Annotated in this window: 13 protein-coding genes and 1 tRNA gene; 7 read left to right on the forward strand and 7 right to left on the reverse strand. The window is 74.0% G+C overall.

The genetic code is table 11. From position 1 onward, the window contains the following. The first annotated feature begins 33 nt into the window (after positions 1 to 33). A complete protein-coding gene (locus WME96_RS02210; protein ID WP_437288534.1) occupies positions 34 to 3,300 on the forward strand; it encodes a protein kinase domain-containing protein in 3,267 nt (1,088 codons plus the stop codon). Between the two features lie 21 nt (positions 3,301 to 3,321). Here WME96_RS02210 and WME96_RS02215 read toward each other — a convergent pair whose 3' ends face one another. After that, positions 3,322 to 4,998: a hypothetical protein gene (locus WME96_RS02215; RefSeq protein ID WP_437288535.1), complete on the reverse strand. Its 1,677-nt coding sequence runs from the start codon at positions 4,996 to 4,998 to the stop codon at positions 3,322 to 3,324. Positions 4,999 to 5,234: 236 nt separating this feature from the next. Between WME96_RS02215 and WME96_RS02220 the strand changes: the two genes are divergently transcribed. From WME96_RS02220 to WME96_RS02230, 3 genes are all read left to right on the forward strand, one after another. Beyond that, positions 5,235 to 6,635 (forward strand): sigma 54-interacting transcriptional regulator, encoded by a 1,401-nt coding sequence (locus WME96_RS02220; protein WP_437288536.1) that lies wholly within the window; start codon positions 5,235 to 5,237, stop codon positions 6,633 to 6,635. A gap of 361 nt (positions 6,636 to 6,996) precedes the next feature. Further along, entirely contained in the window at positions 6,997 to 7,536 is a 540-nt protein-coding gene (locus WME96_RS02225; protein ID WP_061619954.1) for a hypothetical protein, read from the forward strand. A 56-nt stretch (positions 7,537 to 7,592) separates the two neighbouring features. Then, positions 7,593 to 8,249: a hypothetical protein gene (locus WME96_RS02230; protein ID WP_437288537.1), complete on the forward strand. Its 657-nt coding sequence runs from the start codon at positions 7,593 to 7,595 to the stop codon at positions 8,247 to 8,249. A 9-nt stretch (positions 8,250 to 8,258) separates the two neighbouring features. On the opposite strand, the gene WME96_RS02235 is transcribed toward WME96_RS02230, so the two are convergent. Together WME96_RS02235 and WME96_RS02240 are read right to left on the reverse strand one after the other, a co-directional pair. Beyond that, positions 8,259 to 11,834, reverse strand: coding sequence for an AAA family ATPase (locus WME96_RS02235; protein ID WP_437288538.1), 3,576 nt, complete (start codon positions 11,832 to 11,834; stop codon positions 8,259 to 8,261). 50 nt (positions 11,835 to 11,884) lie between these two features. Continuing rightward, positions 11,885 to 12,997 carry a cytochrome-c peroxidase gene (locus tag WME96_RS02240; protein WP_437288539.1) on the reverse strand — a complete coding sequence of 371 codons (1,113 nt, stop codon included), beginning with the start codon at positions 12,995 to 12,997 and terminating at the stop codon, positions 11,885 to 11,887. 398 nt (positions 12,998 to 13,395) lie between these two features. Between WME96_RS02240 and WME96_RS02245 the strand changes: the two genes are divergently transcribed. Both WME96_RS02245 and rd read left to right on the forward strand, forming a co-directional pair. Then, positions 13,396 to 14,235 carry an SDR family NAD(P)-dependent oxidoreductase gene (locus WME96_RS02245; RefSeq protein ID WP_437288540.1) on the forward strand — a complete coding sequence of 280 codons (840 nt, stop codon included), beginning with the start codon at positions 13,396 to 13,398 and terminating at the stop codon, positions 14,233 to 14,235. A 160-nt stretch (positions 14,236 to 14,395) separates the two neighbouring features. Then, complete coding sequence (rd, locus tag WME96_RS02250) at positions 14,396 to 14,560, forward strand: rubredoxin (RefSeq protein WP_061613696.1); 165 nt, start codon at positions 14,396 to 14,398, stop codon at positions 14,558 to 14,560. 327 nt (positions 14,561 to 14,887) lie between these two features. Here rd and WME96_RS02255 read toward each other — a convergent pair. Together WME96_RS02255 and WME96_RS02260 are read right to left on the reverse strand one after the other, a co-directional pair. Further along, positions 14,888 to 14,960 (reverse strand) — tRNA-Ala (locus tag WME96_RS02255). Positions 14,961 to 15,143: 183 nt separating this feature from the next. Further along, positions 15,144 to 17,285: a hypothetical protein gene (locus tag WME96_RS02260; RefSeq protein ID WP_437288541.1), complete on the reverse strand. Its 2,142-nt coding sequence runs from the start codon at positions 17,283 to 17,285 to the stop codon at positions 15,144 to 15,146. A 203-nt stretch (positions 17,286 to 17,488) separates the two neighbouring features. Here WME96_RS02260 and WME96_RS02265 point away from each other — a divergent pair, with 203 nt between their 5' ends. Further along, the gene (locus tag WME96_RS02265) at positions 17,489 to 17,752 is read left to right on the forward strand and encodes a hypothetical protein (RefSeq protein WP_437288542.1); all 264 of its coding nucleotides are present in this window, start codon (positions 17,489 to 17,491) and stop codon (positions 17,750 to 17,752) included. On the opposite strand, the gene WME96_RS02270 is transcribed toward WME96_RS02265, so the two are convergent. Together WME96_RS02270 and argB are read right to left on the reverse strand one after the other, a co-directional pair. Next, positions 17,713 to 18,198, reverse strand: a complete 486-nt coding sequence (locus tag WME96_RS02270) for a hypothetical protein (protein WP_437288543.1) — start codon at positions 18,196 to 18,198, stop codon at positions 17,713 to 17,715. The two genes, WME96_RS02265 and WME96_RS02270, sit on opposite strands and share 40 nt — an antisense overlap. A gap of 55 nt (positions 18,199 to 18,253) precedes the next feature. Further along, positions 18,254 to 19,081 carry an acetylglutamate kinase gene (gene argB, locus WME96_RS02275; protein WP_437292262.1) on the reverse strand — a complete coding sequence of 276 codons (828 nt, stop codon included), beginning with the start codon at positions 19,079 to 19,081 and terminating at the stop codon, positions 18,254 to 18,256. Between the last annotated feature and the right edge of the window lie 57 nt (positions 19,082 to 19,138).

Below are 19,138 nucleotides of genomic sequence, written 5' to 3' on the forward strand. Positions count from 1 at the left end.
CTCAGCGCGCGCGCTCCGTGACATCCTGCAGGCGTGGAGGAGCAGGCGCCGCTCGGGCTGGGGCTCGTCGAAGGCATCGTCTTCGCGGGCCGCTACCGCGTGCTCCGGCGGCTCGGCGCAGGGGGCATGGGCGCGGTCTACGAGGCGCTGCACGCGCAGACCGACCGGCGGTGCGCGCTCAAGGTCATGCACGCGCACATCGCCGAGCGGCAGGACCTGCGCGAGCGGTTCGCGCTCGAGGCGAGGGTCGCGGCGCGGGTGGGGGGCGGCGGGGTCGTGGACGTGCTGGACGCCGGCGTCGACGAGGCGACCGGCGCGCCGTTCCTCGTGATGGAGCTCCTGCGCGGAGAGGACCTGAGCCAGCGGCTCAAGCGGCTGGGCCGGCTCTCGCCGGACGAGGCGGTGCGCGCCCTGCACGAGACAGCGGTGGCGCTCGACACGATGCACCGGGCGTCCGTCATCCACCGCGATCTGAAGCCGGGGAACCTGTTCCTCGCCGAGCAGGACGGGCAGGCGCGGATCAAGGTGCTCGATTTCGGCGTGGCGAAGCTCATGGCCGAGGGGGCGGCCACCGGGACGGCCACGGCCGTGGGGACGCCGCTGTACATGGCGCCGGAGCAGCTCCTGGGCGCGAAGATCACGGCCGCCGTGGATCGGTACGCGCTGGGGATGATCGCCTACACGTTCCTCACGGGAGAGGCGTACTGGGCGCAGGAGCTCGCCCAGCACGACAACCTGCTCGCGTTCGCGCTCGTCACGACGCGAGGCCCCGGCGAGCGCGCGAGCGCGCGCGCGGCGCGGCGCGGCGTGGAGCTGCCGCCCGCGTTCGACGCCTGGTTCGTGAAGGCGACGCACGTCGATCCGTCGGGCCGCTTCGCGAGCGCGCGCGCGGCGGTCGAGGCGCTCGCGGACGTGTGGGGCACCGACGTGCCCCGAGGCGGCGACGAGCCCACGGACGCCGGGGAGGCGCGCGGCGAGCGCGCGGCCGAGGTGGGGACCGGCGCGGCCGAGGCGCGCGCCGGCGGCGAGGGCGACGGCCGGACGCTGACGGCGGACGGGGGCGGGGCGGACGCGGTCGAGCAGAGCGCGACGGCGCAGGGCGACGAGCTCGCGGCGCTCGCGCCGACGGAGCAAGTGCCGGTCGACGGCATCGCGGCGCTCGCGCCGGAGGAGCGTGCGCCGAGGACTGCGCCCGGCCGCGCGCCGTGGCGGTGGCGCGCGCTGGGCGCGGGCGGCGCGCTGGCGATGGTGATGGTCGGGGCCAGCGCGTGGCTCGGCGCCGGCGCGCGGCCGCGGCAGGACGCGGCCGCCCGCTCGTACATGGCGCCCACAGCGCCCTCTCCGCTCGCGGCCCCCGGGGCGGTGCTCGCCTGCCCGATCCTGGAGGCCTCGGGCGTCGACGCGCCCGCCGGGTGGCTCGGCGCGGCGGCGGCGGGCGCTGTGTGCGAGCGGGCGCGCGTGCTCCTCGGCGGATCCTCGTCGCGCACGCTCGTCCCCGCGGAGCTGCTGTCGCTCCCGGCGCAGCTCGTCGACCGGTTCCCCGAGGACCCGTACGCCGCGCCCGGCGCGCGCGCGACGTCGATCGAGGCGGCCCGCCGGCGGGCGGCGGCGTACGCCGACGGCGAGGTCGTCCGGGAGGGCGCCGGCTTCCGGATCACGCTCGTCCTCCGTCGACCCGACGGGGCCGAGATCGATCGCGCCGCCGGCGCCGGGCGCGCCCTCTACGAGGCCGTGCGCGACGCGATGACGCCCCTCGCCGAGCGGGGCTCGCTCCCGGCGGCGCCCGCGCTCGATCCTGTCGTGGCGGATTTTTCTCGTGCCCGTGGCATCGACGACGGTCTCGCGCTGGTCGATCTCGCCCTGGCCATGAGCCACAACGCGGGCGGGCTCCCCGAGGAATGCTCTCGCGTCGCGGCGAGGAGCGCCGAGCTCGCGGAGATGGGGCCCGGCGAGCGCTGGCGCTGCGCCTACACGCTCGGCCTCCCGCTGCCGGAGGTGGCGCTGCCTCCCCTGGATCCCGCGTCACCGGGCGGGCTCGCCGCGCGCGCGCGCGTCGAGCACAACGCGCGATCCGCGGACGACCCGGCGGTGAACGCCGAGCTCGATCGGCGCTTCCAGCGCGAGACCTCCGCGCTCGGCCGCTCGACGCTCGCGGCGACGCTCTCGTGCCTCCTCCAGCCGTCCGATCCGAGGCGGGCCGAGGAGATGGCGATGCTCGCGGTGCAGGCCGAGCCGGAGAACGCGATCGGCGAGCTCTGCGCGCCCTGGCCCCAGCTCGTCGCGGTGACGCAGGGCACCTCGAGCGCCGCGGTCGCGCTGCGCGCGATGCAGGCATGGGCGCCCTGGGACAGCTACGGGTGGCTGTTCCACGCGAAGAGCGCGGGTGATAAGGGCGCCGCGCTCGCGTACGCCCGGCGCGCCTACACGCTCTCGCCCCTCGACACGTACGTGGCCAGCACCCTCGCCGACGCGCTGCTCGCCGCCGGCGCGCGCGAGGAGGTGCGGAGCATCGCGCTCGCGCTGGCGGGCGGCGGCTACCCTGTCCACCGGCTCCGGAGCGAGCTCCTCCTGCTGCGCGTCGAGGCGAGCGAGGCGCGCTTCGGCGCCGCGCTCGCGCGGGCGCGGCAGGCCATGGTCGTCTCCGCGGACGACGCCGGGTGGCTCCGCGCGGAGCGCTTCGAGATCGCGTGGCACGCGCTGCAGATCGCGCTCGTCCTCGGCCGCGCGCGGGAGGTCGCCGACGTCATCGTGGAGCGCTTCCTGGATCCCGAGCCCCCGCCGCTCGACGTCGCGCACCTCGACGTGCCGCTGCGCCTGCCCGCCGTCTGCGCGCACGCCTCGCCCGCCGTCTCCCGCCGCTGCTTCGCCCGGTTCCGAGCGCTCCGGCAGCCGCTGTCGTACAGCGCCCTCCCGGACGCGGACGCCTTCACGGCGGGGGCCGAGCGCTACGCGGCGGGCGATCTCGCGGGCGCGGCGCGCGCGTTCCGCCCGCTGCTCCGGACGCCGGGCCCGTTCGTCGAGGTGCTCGCCGGGCCGATGGCGGAGGCGTTCGAGCACGCGGGGGAGCTCGAGCTCATCGACCGCCTGGACGCGGCGGTCGCCGACCGGTCCGCGGAGCTCAACGGGGCGAGCCTCGCGCTGGTGCGCGCCGCGCGCCGCGCCGCCCGGCGCGGCGACGGCGATCGGGCGCGGGGGCTCGCGCGGCAGGTCCTCGACGCGTGGTCCGTGGCCGACGAGCCCGTCCCGGCGGTGGCCGAGATGCGCCGGCTCGCCCAGGCGCCCCGCGGCGCGGCGCGGTGAGCCGGGCGCGGGGCGCTCGCCTCATTCGCAGGTCTGACCGCACACGCTCCCCACCTCGCCGACGCAGACGCTGTCCCACGCGGTCGTGCAGCAGTAAGGGTCTGCGGCGCAGACCTCCCAGACGCAGTAGGTCGCGGTGTCCGGCTCGGGCTCGCATCGGCTGCCCGTGGCGCAGAGCGGGTGGGAGCAGTCGCCTTCGTGCATGCGGCACGCCCAGCTGCCCGCCACGCTCTCGAGCTCGCCGACGCAGACGCTGTCCCAGGCGACCGTGCAGCAGTACGGATCGACGGCGCAGACCTCCGTCACGCTCGGGCTGCACCACTTGTCGAGCGCCGCGCCGGTCGTGCACTTGTCGTGGCTGCACACGGTCGCCCAGCCCTCCGGCCCGCTGGCGAGATCGCTCGGGTCGTTGAGGAAGACGGTGACCCCGTGCTCCCATCGATAGGTGCTGGAGGGCCCCTCCTTGCAGTCGAGATAGGTTGACTCCGGCGCGGGGCCCGTGGCCGCGCAGACGTGGGGGAAGGCGCCGAGAGGCCGGCAGGGGAGGGTCGGGGCGTCGAGCTCGCAATCCAGGCCCCGACCCGCGCAGAACCGATCGGTGAAGTACGCCTGGCCCTCTGACCAGATCTCGCTGTAGCAGGCGTGTCTCCCGTCGTCGTCGCCTGCCGATGTACGGCTCGCCGGGGGCGCCTTGAAGATATCCCCGTAAAACGCGCCCTCCGCATAGGTGAACACCTCCCGCTCCGCGGCCGGATACGTGAAGGTGGCGCCGGGAGAGGCCTTGACTGCGCGGGGGGAGACAGAGCCCGTGTCGGCTGGCGCCACCATCACGCTGAAGTACGTGTCGTCGAGGTGCCCGCTCGGGGCAGCGCCCACGTCCCAGGGACACGTGAACTCGATCGGCTGGTCCTCGCCGAACCCTCCCACGAAGCCCGCATAGTGGAACGGATAGCCCGGGGGGTTCGAGCGGTCGGCCAGGCCATGGTCACAGCCGTGGATGCCCTTGCACACGCGCGCGATCACCGGCTCCTTCACCGGCTCCCTGCGCTGCAGGCTCACCCGCTTGCCGCGCTTGCAGATCCCGACGTAGGCCGCGGTCCAGCCGCAGTTCTCGTGGAGGGTCGGCGGCCCGCCGTGGCCGCAGGCGTCGAAGCTCTGGATCGAAGGTCCTTCGCGGAGCGCGCGCTGGACCGGCACCGCGTCGAGGAGCGTGAGCCTGTGATCCTGGTCGCGGATCGAGACAGGGACCTGCTTTCCGAGCGCGTTCACCCGCGCGAGGACGCAGGCGGAGACGGCCTCGAGGCACCCGGGCTGCGCCGGGTCCTTCATCCAGCTCCCGAGCGTGGATGTGTCGCCGCAGAGCCCGAGCTCACCGCTCCAGGTGAGGCCCCCGGCCGCGACGGACACGCCGGGGTCGACGGCGCACCCGACGACGTACTTCAGGAGCTCCTTCTCGCTCTCGGGGCCTGTCGCCGTGAACCCGGCGCCGGGGCCCCGGCTTGCGAGGATGGCCTCGAGCGCGGGCACGAGCGCGAGGCGGCGCGACTGAAGCTCGTTGAGGAAACCGAGGTTCCGCGGGACGGCTCTGGTGCTGAGCCCATTCCGCGGCATCCTGTCTCTGGCCGAGGAGAGCTGCGCCAGGGCAGCGAGGGTGACGGGGACGAGCGCGAGCGAGACGAGGAGGCGTCGAAGGGTCATGCGCCGATGGTTCATGCGCCCAGCCATTACAAGGCCCGTGCCCGCCGGTCCGGCGCGCCCCCCCGCGCGCGCGAGGCCGTGTTGCGCCGGCGGCGCGTCGGCCGCGTTCCCTCGACGCCGGGCCGCCGACATCGCGGGAAGTACCCCGGATCACCGGCGTTCCTGGCGTCGCGCGCCCCAGGCCGGCGTGTTGACGGCCGCCCGGAGGGTGGGTAGCGGAAGCAGAGGAAGCGCCGATGCCCCCGGTCCCTGACAGCGGAACGATCTCCGCGACGCCGGCTCTCCCGGCGGCGGCGGACGGCGCGTCGGGCGCGCACCTCTTCCTCGTCCTCGAGGGCCACCGCCCGCTCGCGCCCCCCGTCCGCGTGGCGCTCGCCGGCCTCGGCGAGATCGTCGTGGGCCGCGGCGCCGCGCGATCCATCGAGGCGCGGACCGCCGGCGCCGTCCACGGCCTTGTCGTGCGCGCGCCCGATCCCTGGCTCTCCTCGACGCACGCGCGCGTGGTCCGGGTGCTCCAGCGCTGGATGTTCGAGGACGCCGGCTCGAAGAACGGCAGCTGCGTCAACGGCGCCAGGGTACAGCGCGCCGAGCTCCGCGACGGCGACGTCATCGAGCTCGGGCACACGTTCTTCGTCTTCCGCGCCGCCCTGCCGAGCGCGCCGGGGGCGCCGGCGGTGTTCGACGCGTCGGCGCTCGACGGGGCGGCGCCCGGCCTCGCGACGCTGCTCCCCCCGCTGGGCCGCAAATTCGCCCAGATCGCGCCGATCGCGCGCTCGGCCATCTCCGTGCTGATCGAGGGCGAGACGGGCACGGGCAAGGAGGTGGTCGCGCGCGCCCTCCACGCGCTCTCGGGGCGGCCCGGCGAGTTCGTGGCGCTCAACTGCGGCGCGCTCCCCCGCGAGCTCGTCGAGGGGGAGCTGTTCGGCCACCGCCGGGGCGCGTTCTCCGGCGCGACCGAGGATCGCGTGGGCCTCGTGCGCAGCGCCGACCGCGGGACGCTGTTCCTCGACGAGATCGGCGACCTGCCCGTGTCGTCCCAGGCGGCGCTGCTGCGGGTGCTCCAGGAGCGCGAGGTGCGCCCCGTGGGCGGCACGCGCGCCGTGCCGGTCGATCTGCGGGTCCTCGCCGCCACGCACCGGCCGCTGGATCAGATGGCCGCTTCCGGCGATTTCCGCGCGGATCTGCTCGCGCGCCTCACGGGCCACCGGCTCGATCTGCCGCCGCTGCGCGACCGTCGCGAGGACCTTGGCCTGCTCGCCGCCGCGCTGCTGCGCCGCCTCGATCCGGCGGGGGTCGACCGGGTGCAGCTCCACCCGGGCGCGGCGCGCGCCCTGCTCGGGTATTCATGGCCCGGCAACATCCGGGAGCTCGAGAAGTGCCTGGAGACGTCCGTGGTGCTCGCCGGCGAGGCGAGGCGGGTGGAGCTCGAGCACCTGCCCGAGGCCGTGCAGCGCGCGAGCGCCGAGGCCTTCCGGCCGCCGAGCGAGGACGACGCGCGGCGGGAGGAGCTGCTCGCGCTCCTGCGCGAGCACCGGGGCAACATCACGCGCGTCGCGGAAGCCATGGGCAAGGCGCGGATGCAGATCCAGCGCTGGCTGAAGCGGTACGGCATCGATCCGGAGCAGTTTCGCGGCTGATCGCCGGTGCAACGGGCGCAACACCCGGCGTGCGCCGCGCGAACGCGCCGACGCCGTGTCACGACCGGCCTTGCCCGGGAGAGACGGCGTGCAACCGGTGCAACAGGGCCCTCGAGGGCAGGTTCCACCTCGAGGGCGCGCTGACCCGGCGGAGGCTCGTCGACGGCGCCTGAGCGGAGCGACGGTCCCCGGCAATCCAGCAGGAGAGGAGCGACAGAGGCGCGAGGTCGCTCGGGCATCGCGCCGCGCCGGCTCGGGTCTGTCCGTGAAGGGTGTTGGCGCGAGCCGTGCAATGTCCACGGCGCGATCGCACGAGAGCGATCGTCCACTGCAACCAGCCCTTTGTTACGGAGAGATCCTCATGAAAAGCATTCGCGTCCTCGCTCGGGTCCTGACCGGTCTGGCCATCGCAGCAGCGTCCTTCAGCGTGCTCGGTACACCGCCGGCCGACGCGCGCGAGCCCACGCCTGCCGCGGCCTGCCTCTTCGAGACGGACTATGTCGGCGACTACGGGGTCAGCGCCGACGGCATCTCCAACCGCAGCGGGGGCTTTGCGTGGTCCACCGCGCGCAACATCTACTGCCCCATCTCGACGGCGCTCCGCGACTCCGGACAGCCGATCTTCGTCGACGGGTACGACGGGAACAACGAGACCAACGGTCAGGTCACCGCCCGTGTCTGCATGACGTCGTGGGCAGGAGGGGCCGCCGTCTGTGCGAACCCTGGTTTGATCACGCAGAACACCGAGACCGGCTTCTTCATCGGGCGCAGCCTCGACGCGGCCAACATCAACCACCTCAGGAACCCGGCGCTGGCGGACAACTACCCGGTGCTCGTCATCTCGATCCCGCGCGGCGGCACCGGGGGCAACAGCAGGATCGCCGGCATCCAGACCTGGTGAGCAGGCCAGGAGAGCCGCTGAAGGCCTTCGTTCATCGATCGTCGAGGAGGAGCGCCATGTCGCACGTCCATCGTCTCTCATCGCTGCTTCGCGTCGTGTGGCCGGCCGGTGTGGGCGTCGCCGCCGCCGTGATCGCTTCGCTCGTGCTCGCCCCGAAGGCGGGCCGTCCGGCTTCCGTCGCGACGCCGGCGGCCGTCGACGAAGCTCCGCCTCTCGGGGCGCTGCCGATGAACGCCGGCGTCATCCCGGCGGCGGAGCGCGCCTCGACGGTCCAGGCTTCCCCGCCCGTGGCGCCTTCAGGACGCGCGCCGGAGCCTCCGCTCGCGGCGCGGCCCCCGCCCGACGCCGCCGAGGTCGAGGCCGAGCGCGGGCGCGTGATCGCCGAGCAGCGCGAGCGGATAGCGCGGCTCGAGGCTGAGCCGCTCGACGACGCCTGGTCGAGCGGCGCAACCGAGACGCTCCGAGCCGAGATCGCGCGCGTCGCGGAGGAGTTCGAGCACGCCGGGAAGGTCGAGCGGCTCTCGTGCCGCACGTCCGGCTGCGTCGCGACGCTCGAGTTCGCGAGCTTCGCGGAGGCGCAGGCGGGGTACATGCGTTACCTCACGCACGCGCTCGGCATGCGCTGCGCGCAGAGCGCCGCCCTGGATGTGCCGGAGGACGCGACCCGGCCCTTCCAGGTGGACATCGCGTTCACGAGCTGCGCGCGCCCGTGAGGGCGCTCGTCAGTCCGGGCGCTCGTCGTCCGCGCCCGCGCTGAAGTATGCGCTCCGATCCAGCCCGCTCCCCTCGCCCTCGAACAGGAGAAGGTGCGTGAGCGCGATCTCGTCGAGGCGCTCCCAGTACCACGCCGGATCCATGGCGATGCGGGCGCGGCGCCCCGCGATCAGCACCGCGCCCTCGACCTCGTCGTGCTCGCGCGCCGCAGCCCCGCGCCGCCGCGCCGCCGCCGATCCGGCGGGGGGCGGCGCGAGCGACCGGTGCTCCCACTGATCCTCGGCGATGTCGGCCGCGTGCGCGACGAAGTGCACGAACACGTGCAGCCGCCCGTCGCCTGACGTGTCGCGCGCGGCGCCCGCCTCCCGCCGGCTCACGACGATCTGGTGCAGCCCCCGCTCGAGCGACAGGAACGCGCCCGCGTACGCGCCCGTGCAGCGCAGGAGCACGCTCCGGAAGCCGCGCTTCGGCCGGGCGAGCGCCTCGATCACGTCGCCCGGCGCGCGCGGCGGGCCCCACCGGCGGCTCGCGGGCCACGCGGCGTCGCCGAGCCCGGCGCGGTCGCCGTCGATGTGCACCGTCGCGCCCCACCCGCGCCGCGGGAGCTCCTTCAGGAGCGGCGCGAGCCACCGGTCGAACGCCCCCTCGTCGAGCTCCTCCAGGATCAGCGTGATCGCGTCGCGCCGCGCCTCCGTCGCGACCATCGCGCGCGGCAGCACCTTGCGGAAGCCCTCCCACGCCGCGCGCGCCTCGCCCGCGAGCTCGCGCACCTCCTCGCCCTCGAGCAGCGCCATCAGCGCGAGCTCCTCGACGCTGTGCATCTCCTCCTGCGCGCTCGCGAGCCGCGCCCAGAGCTCGCTCAGCCGGTGGTGCTCGGCCTGCAGCGCCGACGTGTCGAGCTCCTTCCGGCGGTCGCGCGACGCCCCGGTCGAGAGGCTGAGCTGGGTCAGCAGGAAGTCGATCTGCTCCCGGAGCTGCTCGATCGGCGCGAGGCCCATCCACTGGTCCACCTCGCGCCGGAGGTCGCCCACCTGCTCGACGCCGAACGCCCGCTGCGCCGCCCGCGCCGCGCGCCGCCGGCGCGCCTCGAGGCGGAGCGCGGGCGTCTCCGCGCGGCCGACCACGGCGCCGTCGACCGGCGCCGGCGCCTCCGGCTCGCCGGCCTCGGTGACCCACACCGTGAGCTCTCGCGCGTCGCCGCCGAGCCGCGCGAGCAGCCGCGCGAGCGGCGCCGCGAGGTGCTCCTCGATGTGCCGCCGGAGCGCCCGCGCGCCGTAGGCCGGCGCGTGACCGTCCTCGGCGAGCCGCGCGAGCGCGCGCGGCGACACCTCGAGCGCGACGCCCGCCTCGGAGAGCCCGCGGCGCTGGCTCAGGCGCTGCGTCGTGAGGCGGGCGACCTCGGCGAGCTCCGCGCGGGTCAAGGACCGGAACGGCACGACGCGATCGACGCGGTTCACGAACTCCTGCCGGAACGCCCCCGCGACGACGCGCTGGTAGTGCGCCTCGTCCAGCGCGGCCCGCTCCTCCGGGGAGCCCGCGCCCGGCCCGCCGGAGAACCCCGCCTGCGCGCGCCGCTCCGCCGCGCCGAGGTTCGAGGTCATGATCACGATCGCGTTGTGGAAGTAGGCCGTCCTGCCGCGCGCGTCGGAGAGCCGCCCCTCGCCGAGCACCTGGAGCAGGAGGTCGAACACGGCCCGGTGCGCCTTCTCGATCTCGTCGAGCAGGAGCACGCAGAACGGCTGCTCGCGCACGCGCTGCGTGAGCAGCCCGCCCGCGCCGTCGGTCCCGCGGATCAGCCGATCGGCCGCGCCCTCGCTCGCGAACTCGCTCATGTCGAACCGCGAGAGCCGATCGGGCGAGCCGAAGAGCAGCGCCGCGAGCGCGCGGGCGAGCTCGGTCTTGCCGACGCCCGTCGGCCCCACGAAGAGGAACGTCGCGAGCGGCTTGTCCGGCGGCGAGAGCCCCGCCTTCACCACGGCGATCGTCTCGGCGAGCGCGCGCACCGCGCGCTCCTGCCCGACGACGCTCGCGCCGAGATCGCGCGCCACGCGATCGACCCGGAGCGGCAGGTCGTCGCGCAGCAGGAACGCCGGCATCCCCGTGCGCATCGAGAACAGCTCGTAGAGGTCGCTCCGCCCGAGCGTGACCGGCTCGCCCTGCGCGGTGCGCTCCCGCTCGTGCACGGTGCGCAGATCCTCGTAGAGGCGCACGGCCTTGCCCGGGAAGGCGCTGTACGGGAGGTAGCGCTCCGCGAGATCGATGAGCGCCGTCAGCGCGTCGCCCGCGACGGCGGGGCGGTGCGGCTCGACCTGGGCGTCGCGCTCGGCGCGCTCGGCGAGCGCCCTCCGGGTGTCGGCGGCCGACAGCGGCTCGATCCGGATGCGGCTCAGCCCGGCGAAGAACGCCCAGTGCCGGCCCTCGAGCGCGTCGAGCCGGTCGTCGCGGAGCTCGCAGACGACGCGCACGCGCCCCTCGTCGAGGTAGGGCCGCATCGCGCCCGCGAGGTCGACGTGGCCGCCGTCGACCCGCTCGGCGAGGAGGTCGTCGAGGTTCTCGAAGTAGAGCACCGCGTCGAGCGCGGCGGCGGCCTCCATCACGCCATGGACGCGCTCCTGCCACTGGCCGAGTCCGCTCATGCCCGCGATGAGCTGCGCGCCCGACGTCGCGTAGACGAGCCGCGTCTGGCGGGCGACGTACGCCTGCATGAGCGCGGTCTTGCCCGCGTGCTCCGGCCCGACGAGCAGCACGCCGAGGCGCTCCTCGCCGTCGAGCAGCGCGGCGAGGCGCGCGAGCTCCGCGTCGCGGCAGGCGATCGGCGGCGCCGCGAGCGGGCTGCGCTGCGCGGCCACGTGGAGCGGGGTCGCGACCGAGACGAGCGCGTCCACCGCCCGCTTCCGCCGCGCGCGCTCGGCGATGGAGGCGACGCGCTGGCCGGGCTGCGCGCGGTCGGGCTCGGGCAGCGGGGCGTGGAGCACCTCCAGGCGGTGCGCGCTTCCGGGCAGGAGCCCGAGGTGGTCCCACGTCGACAGCGACTGCGAGGCGAGGAGCCGGCGCACCTCGCGCCGGATCGCCGGCTCGATCGGCGCGCCCGCCTCCACGTAGAACGCGTGGCCGAGGGCCGGCACGAGCACCCACGCGTCGCGCTCATCGACGCGCGCCTGCGCCGCCTGCTCGCCGGCGGGCACGATGACGCAGGGGAAGCTCACGGGCACCTCGCGCCGCAGCTTGCGCGGCAGGTCCTCGCGCGGGACGGCGACGTCCACGGTGAGGAGGGCTGTGCCCTGCGGGAACGAGAGCCTGGAGATCGCCTCGGGCTGGGCGCGCGCCGCGTGCTCGCGCAGGAAGAGCCGCTGCTCGACGAGGACGTCCTCGTCGCGGCCGAAGCTCGCGGTGTCCGGCGCCGCGACCGGGAAGGCGAGGCACGCGCCGTCGAAGCGCTCGCGCACGAAGACGAGCGCCCGCGCGGTGCGCCCCTCGCGCGTGCCCGCGATGTCCTCGGGGGCGCTCGCTCCGTCCTCGGGGGCGCCCGCTCCGTCCTCAGGAGCGGGCGCGGCTCGTCCGTCGTCGCCCGAGGTCGTGCTCATGCGGGAGGGCGGAGCAGACCCGATCCGCCCTCCCGGCGCAACGGATCAGCTCACGTCGGGTCGGCCTTGGGCGTGGTCGGCGTGCTCGGGGGCAGCTCGGGCTTCTTGATGTACTCGGTCGGGAGCTCGCCGGTGAGCGCCTTGAGGAACGCGACGACGGCCTTCACCTCGTCCGGCTTGGCCTCCACGCCGAGCTGGTGCCACGCCATCTTGGTCACGGTCTCGTCGAGCGTCGCGAGCGAGCCGTCGTGGAAGTACGGGAAGGTCTTCTCGACGTTCCTGAGGCTCGGGACGCGGAAGAAGAACTTGTCCTTCTCGTCCTTCGTGTGGTCGAAGCGCCCGAAGTCCTTGAGGCCGGTGAACTCCTTCACGAGGCCGAGCTTCTGGAACGTCGAGCCGCCGACGGCGACGCCCGTGTGACAGGTCGGGCAGCCGAGCGAGATGAACTTGTGGAACCCCGTCTTCTCCTCGGCGGTGAGGGCCTTGTCGTCGCCGTTGAGGTACTTGTCGAAGCGCGACGGCGTGACGAGGCCGCGCTCGAACGCGCCGATCGCCCTGGCCATGTTGTCGTAGGTGATCGGCTCCTTGTCCTCGGGGAACGCGGCCTTGAAGAGGTTCACGTACTCGGGGATCGACTTGAGCGTCGCGATGACCCGCTTCTCGTCCGGCATCGCCATCTCGACGGGGTTCAGGATAGGCCCCTTGGCCTGGTCCTCGAGCGTGGCCGCGCGGCCGTCCCAGAACTGGGCGACGTGGTGGCCCGCGTTGTACGCGGAGGGCGAGTTGCGCCCGCCGAGCTGGCCCTTGTGACCCGACGAGAACTGCTTGTTGTCGACCCCGTACGACGAGAGGTCATGACACGAGTTGCAGGAGATATCGTGGTTCTTCGAGAGGCGCGCCTCGTACCACAGCATCCGCCCCAGGGTCACCTTCTCATCGGTGATCGGGTTCTTCTCGTAGTCGAACTTCGCGGGCAGGACCTTGAAGGACTTGACGTCGTCTGGATTGAAGACGAGCGGCTTCGTCTCGCCCGCGGCCGGCGCGGCGGGCTTGCCCGTGGTCGAGGCCGCGGGGGGCTGATACTCGTAATCCGCCTGTCGATCGCACGCGCCCAGCCCGGCGGCGACGAGGAGCACACTGATGAGAGAAGAGGGCCAACGCATGATGTCTCCTGGCTCGTGAGGACGCGGTCCACGGTAGAAGTAGCCGCCCTGAACGTCAACGCGCGCCGCGGCCGCTTCGCCGCCGGGGCCGTCGGCTATCAGGCGCGCTGGGCGGCGGCCTCGCGGGGGCGTCGATCGGGTGATGCGTGTTACCGGCGGGTTGCAACTCTTGGTCTTGAAGGTAGCGCCATGGAGGCTGAGATGCCTCCTGAGCGCCTATCTACCCCGAGGTGCGCTCTCCCGTCTCGCCTTGTTTTCTCGATCTTTGCGGGGCGAGACGGGCGGCGCGCGGCGGGCGAGGCGGGCGGCGCGCGCCGCGTGACGGCGCGGGGCAGCGGCGGCCGCGCGGCGAGGGGGACCCTTGCGCGCACGGGGGCGGCTGGGCAACCCTTGCGGCCGTGGATTCGCCCATCGACAGCGGGGTCGTCCTCATCACCGGCGCGTCGTCCGGCATCGGCCGCGCGGTGGCGCACGAGGTCGCCCGCCGCGCCCGGGCGCTCGTGCTGGTGGCGCGCCGCAAGGATCGCCTGGACGCGCTGCGCGCCGAGCTCGCGGCGGCGCGGCCGGAGCTCACCGTGCTCGTCTTCGGCTGCGACGTCACCGATCGGGCGGCGGTCGACGCGATGCTCCGCGCCGCCGCGGCCGAGGTCGGGCAGGTCGACGTCCTCGTCAACAACGCCGGCTTCGGCGACGTCGGCGTGTTCGACCTCTCCGAGTGGTCGCGGACCGAGCAGATGATCGCGCTGAACGTGACGAGCCTCGCGTACCTCACGCACCGGCTCGTCGTCCCGATGGTGTCTCGCGGGCGCGGCGCGATCGCGAACGTGAGCTCCGGCTTCGGGCTCACGTTCGGGCCGGGGATGGCCTCGTACATCGGCACGAAGCACTTCGTCACGAGCTTTACCGAAGCGCTCCGCCTCGATCTCGCCGGCACCGGCGTGCGGGTGACGCAGGTCTGCCCGGGCCCGGTGCAGACCGAGTTCAACGAGATGGCCGGCAACTTCACGGGCCTCGAGCCGCCCGCGCTCCTGTCGATCTCGCCGGAGCGCTGCGCGCGCTCTCTCGTCCGCGCGGTGGACCGGGGCCGCGCGCTCGTGGTGCCCGGGCTGGTGGCGTGGTTCGTCGTGCACCTCGGCGTCGTCTGCCCGCGCTGGCTCCTCCGGCTGGCCTACGGGCCGATCGCGCGCGCGCTGCGCAAGAAGCAGCTCGCCGTGCGCGGCGCGCCGGCGCCTCGCTGAGGCGCGCCGTCGCGGCCGCGGCCGCCCTCACGTCGCGCCGGCCAGCGGCTCGTCGCGGGTGCGCGTCGAGCGCCGTGGCGCGGGCAGGATCGCCCGTGGCGGCGTCCGCCCTTGTGGTAGCGTCGTCCGCGGCTCGCCAGGCCCCTCAGGAGAACGACGGATGAAGAAATATCGGTGCATCGTCTGCGGATTCATCTACGACCCGGCGCTCGGTGACCCCGACACCGGCATCGCGCCGGGGACGCTGTTCGAGCACCTGCCCGACACCTGGATTTGCCCGGACTGCGGCGCGACGAAGGCCGATTTCGAGCCGATCGACGACTGAGCACGCAGGCGCGGGCAGGGCGGGCGCGTCGCTTGGCCGCCCACCGTGCCCGCGTCCCTCCCGGAGGGCTCCCTCCGCCGCGCATCAGGGCGCTCCAGGCGCCGACATCGAGGCGACGAACGCTTGTGGCAGGCAGCGCCCCTCCGCGCAGCCATGGGCAGGCCGGGCACCGGACCGAGCACGCCTTCAGCGTGAGCTCAACGAAGAGCTCGAACGCTTTTCACAGAGCTCGCTTCGCGGCGAGCTCACGCCCGCCGTCGACCAGCGTTCCTCTGTGAAGAGATAAGAAGAGAACTACCAAGAAAGAGACGTGAGCAACTTCGAGGGTGGACCTGACAGGGATCGAACCTGCGACCTCTAGAGTGCGATTCTAGCGCTCTCCCAACTGAGCTACAGGCCCTCGCTTTCGAGAGCGCGGACTCTACTCGCCGGGGCGCCCCTGTCAAGCGCCGATCGCATTTTCCGTCCGGCCCCGGCTGTTCCACGTGGTTCGTGCCTGTCGTGCCCGCCCTGGAGCTCCGGGCGGGCAGCTCGGAAGACCTCTCGCCGAGCGACGAGGACGACCTCGGCTGACGAGGTGCTGCTAGTTCGCGGGGCTCTCGGGCGCCTGCTCCGGCTCGGCCTGCGCGCGCGCCTGCGCCTTCGGGTTGTAGAAGGAGAAGAGCTTCTCGCGCTCCTCTCCGTAGCTCTGGGTGCTGCCCCACTTCGGGTTCCAGTCCTTCACCCAGTACACGTCGCCGGAGACGATCGCGTCCTCGGGCCGGCCCGTCCGCTCGGGGTAGCGGTACATGTACTCCTTCATCGCGTCGCGGTACGCGGTGTTGGCCGGCAGCTTGATGCGCGCGTAGTAGTCGCACCAGATCTGCGTGTACGCGAAGCTCTTCGCGTTCAGCAGGTCGAAGTTCGGCGGCTCGCCCGTGAACGGATTGATGTGGCGGCCGTCGACCGTGACCGCATCGACGACGATTGTCCCGTCGTCCATCACCGGGTTGGGGGAGAACATGAACCAGCCCTGGAGGAACCGGAGCTTCTGCGCGAGGATCCGCGTCGGCTCGGGGTGCGGCACCTTCCAGCGGTTCTTGATGACCCAGAGCTCGACCGCCGCCTGGTTGACCGCGCCGACGAACATCACGAGGACGCCGATCTCGCGCAGCGCGACGAGCCCCTTGCGCCCCCAGAGCCGGAGCGGCGCCGGCGGGGGCGCGACCTCGGAGCGCTCCGGGATCTGCGCGCCGAGCGCCCGGCCCAGGCTGCGGCGGTGCGCCGCCGCCATCGCCGCCGTCACCGCGCCGCGCACGCCCGGCAGGCGGATCGCCCACGCCACCGCGGGGCCGAGCGGGATCGCCGCGACGATGTCCGCGAGCGCGTCGGCGCCCGCGGCCAGCGCGCCGTCGGGGCGCCGCACCGACAGCCCGTGCGCCGCGGAGCTCGACGCCTCGAAGGTGAGCAGCCCGAACCGGTCCATCCGCTTCAGGACGCGGCAGGCGAGGACGGCGCCCGGCGAGCGCGGGTCGAAGAGCACGACGCGGGCCCGGTGCGCGCGCCGCATCGTGCGCGCGGCGATCTCCCAGTCCTCGCGGCCGAAGAGGAGCGTCGACATCACGCAGAGCGCCCACGCGAACGGCCCCAGCACGAACGTCATGCCGAAGCCGATGTGGAGCACGTTCATCATCACCATCGTGAGCCGGCGCGCCCAGGCGCGGCCGACGGGCGCCAGGAGGCACACAGGGATGGCCGCCTCGAAGGAGATGACCATCTTGGTCATGAACAGGATGAGGAAGTTCGGCGCGTAGTCGCGGATGTCCGCCACGATGGGCGTCACCATCCGGTCGACGTAGAGCACGTAGTGGATCGCGGTCCCGTTCTTCCAGGCGGGGCCGGTCTTGTGCACCACGTTGAAGAAGTAGATCGCCGCGATCTGGATCAGCAGGACGGGCCCGAGGACGGTGATGTGGCTGTCCGGCTTGAGCGGGTCGTCGAGCGTGGTGCGGTCGTTCAGGTCGGCGGCGGTCCGCTCGCGGCTCCGCTTCATCGAGGCGAGGAGCGCGTCGAGCGAGAAGCGATCGCCCAGCGGCAGGAAGCACGTCCAGAGCAGGAGCAGGTTGTGGACGACGTAGCCGCCGTTCTCGATGAGCAGCACGCGCCCGTTCATGCTCGTGACGAACACGAGCGAGAGCACCTGCATGAGCTTCGTCTTCCAGCCGATGAGCAGGCAGACGTAGGTCGCGAAGATCACGACCCAGAGGACCCAGAGCTCGCCCGGCGTCGAGAAGGCGTTGACGAGCGAGAAGTTGCCGCTGCCCTGCGGGCGCCAGAGGTTCACGTGGTTCGGCAGGACGCCGATGTCCGCGAACATGTCGCTCCACGCCCACGAGCGGCGGAGCAGGTCGCCGATGAGGAAGAAGCCGAGCAGGATGCGCGTGAAGCCGAGCGTCCGGCGGTCGAACGTGAAGAAGCTGTCCCGGAGGATGTCCCACATCGACGGCCCGGGCGGGCGCGGGGCGGGCGCCTCGTCGGCCCCCTCCGCGTCGTCGTCCTCGTCGGCCGCGGCGTCCTCCGCGTCGTCCTCCCCGGCCGCAGCGCGGTCGCCCGCGGGCGCGTCCTCGCGCGCGCCGGAGCCCTTCGCGGCGGCGGCCTTCCCGTCGGCGCCGCGGCGCTCGCTGGGGTCCTCTTTCCGGAGCGCGCCCTCGAGCTCGCTCTCGTCGCGATCGTCGTTTGCGTTCATAAGGCGTCGAGATCGATCCTGCGCGAGCAGAGCGCTCGCCGCTGTCGAACCTACCTACCGCAACCGCGCTGGCGCCGCACGAGGCGACCAGGGGCGCGGCGGGCGGGCGCCGGCCGGCGGCGCAGCGCGGGGGGCCGCCGGGACCGCGCGGGGCGCTTGATGCGCGTGGCGCGGGGAGGTAACGAGGACACGAGGTGCCCCGGATGCCCGACGCGGAAGAGCGCCTCACGCTCGCGACCTGCGCCTTCGTCGCCGGCTGCATCCTGCTCGCGCCGCGCGAGTGGGTCTCGGCGGGGCTCTCGCTCACGATCGCCGCGGCGCTCTTCGTGTGGCACCTCCGGCTGCGCCGCGGGGCCTCGCCCAGGGGCCCGGCGGCGCAGGCGCAGGGCGCCGCGGGCGCGCCGCGCGCGTCCGGCGAGGCGGGCGCTCAGCCCCGGCTGGGCGACGAGCGGCGCGAGTCCGCCTGAACGCGCAGCGGCGGGCGGCCGAAGCGGGCGCGCACGCGATCGGCGAAGGCGCGCATCTTCGGCGTCCCGAGGAACCGCCGCTCCATGCGCCGCTTGCCGGGAATGTCGAGGAGCATCACGCCGATCAGGATCACCAGCGCGCCCGGGCCCGGCACGCCAGGCAGCGAGAGCATGATCCCGAGCGCCACCGCGAGGACGCCGAGCAGGTTCTTCCCGATGCGCGCCGACACGCGCATCCAGGCCGGGCGCCCCGGCAGGAAGGGCTCGTCTTCCTGCTTCACCAGGTAGTCCTCGGGCATCCGGACGAGCACGACCGCGACGAGCACCATGCCGCCGACGAAGCTGGTGAGGGCCACACCGGCGCCGATCGCGATCTGCTCGGGGTGCTCCTGCACGAACGACAGCGCTGCCCGGACGGCATCCATCATCGCGGAGGCGAGGCGCATACGAGGCGAGGAGCATACGGCGCGGGGCCGGCCCGGGCGAGGCCGGCCGCGCCGCTCAGGGGACGAGCACGGTGCCGATGGATCCCGGCGCGCTCGCCTCGCGCGCGAGATCGCCCGGGCGCAGGCGGCCGAGGATGTGGATGCGGCGGACGCCCTCTGCCAGCGCGGCGAACGACTCCTCGAGCTTCGGGATCATCCCGCGCGTGACGGCGCCGCTCGCGATGAGGGCGCGCCCCTCGGCGACCGTGAGGCTCGGGATGCGCGAGGCGGGATCGGAGACGTCGCGCAGCACGCCGGGCACGTCGCTCACGAGGAAGAGCCCGGCGGCGCCGAGCTCGATGGCGACCCGGTTGGCGACCGTGTCGGCGTTGATGTTGTAGACCTGCCCGTCCGCGCCGGCGCCGAGGCACGCGAGCACGGGCAGGTAGCCGCCGCGCCCGAGCAGCTCGAGCAGCGCGCGGTCGACGCCGGTGATGTCGCCGACGAGGCCGAGGTCCACCGGATCGGGCCCCACGCTCGCGTGGACCTTCGGCGGCCGCTTGACGGCCGTGACGGCGGGCCCGCTGGCGCCGTGGAGCCCGACGGGCCGCGCGCCCGCGGCGAGGAGCGCGGCGCACAGGTCGACGTTGAGCTTGCCGGCGACGACCATCTTCATGACGTCGAGCGTGTCCGCATCGGTGACGCGCTGGCCAGCGACCTGCCGGACAGGGATGCCGAGCCGCTCCTGCAGCCGGGTGGCCTGCGCGCCGCCGCCGTGGACGACGATCGCGCGCGTCCCCGCGCGGCTGAGCGCCGCGAGGTCGCTGGCGAGGACGGCGAGGGCGGGGCTGCCCACGACCTCGCCGCCGAGCTTGATAACGAGCGGTCCTTCCGACGCTGTCACGGGCGCCTCCGCGCTGCTCTGGAACCTTGCATGAGCGGACACGTACCACTTCTGCCG

Origin of the sequence: Sorangium sp. So ce406, assembly GCF_051474675.1 — a bacterium.
Taxonomy (GTDB): domain Bacteria; phylum Myxococcota_A; class Polyangia; order Polyangiales; family Polyangiaceae; genus Sorangium; species Sorangium cellulosum_G.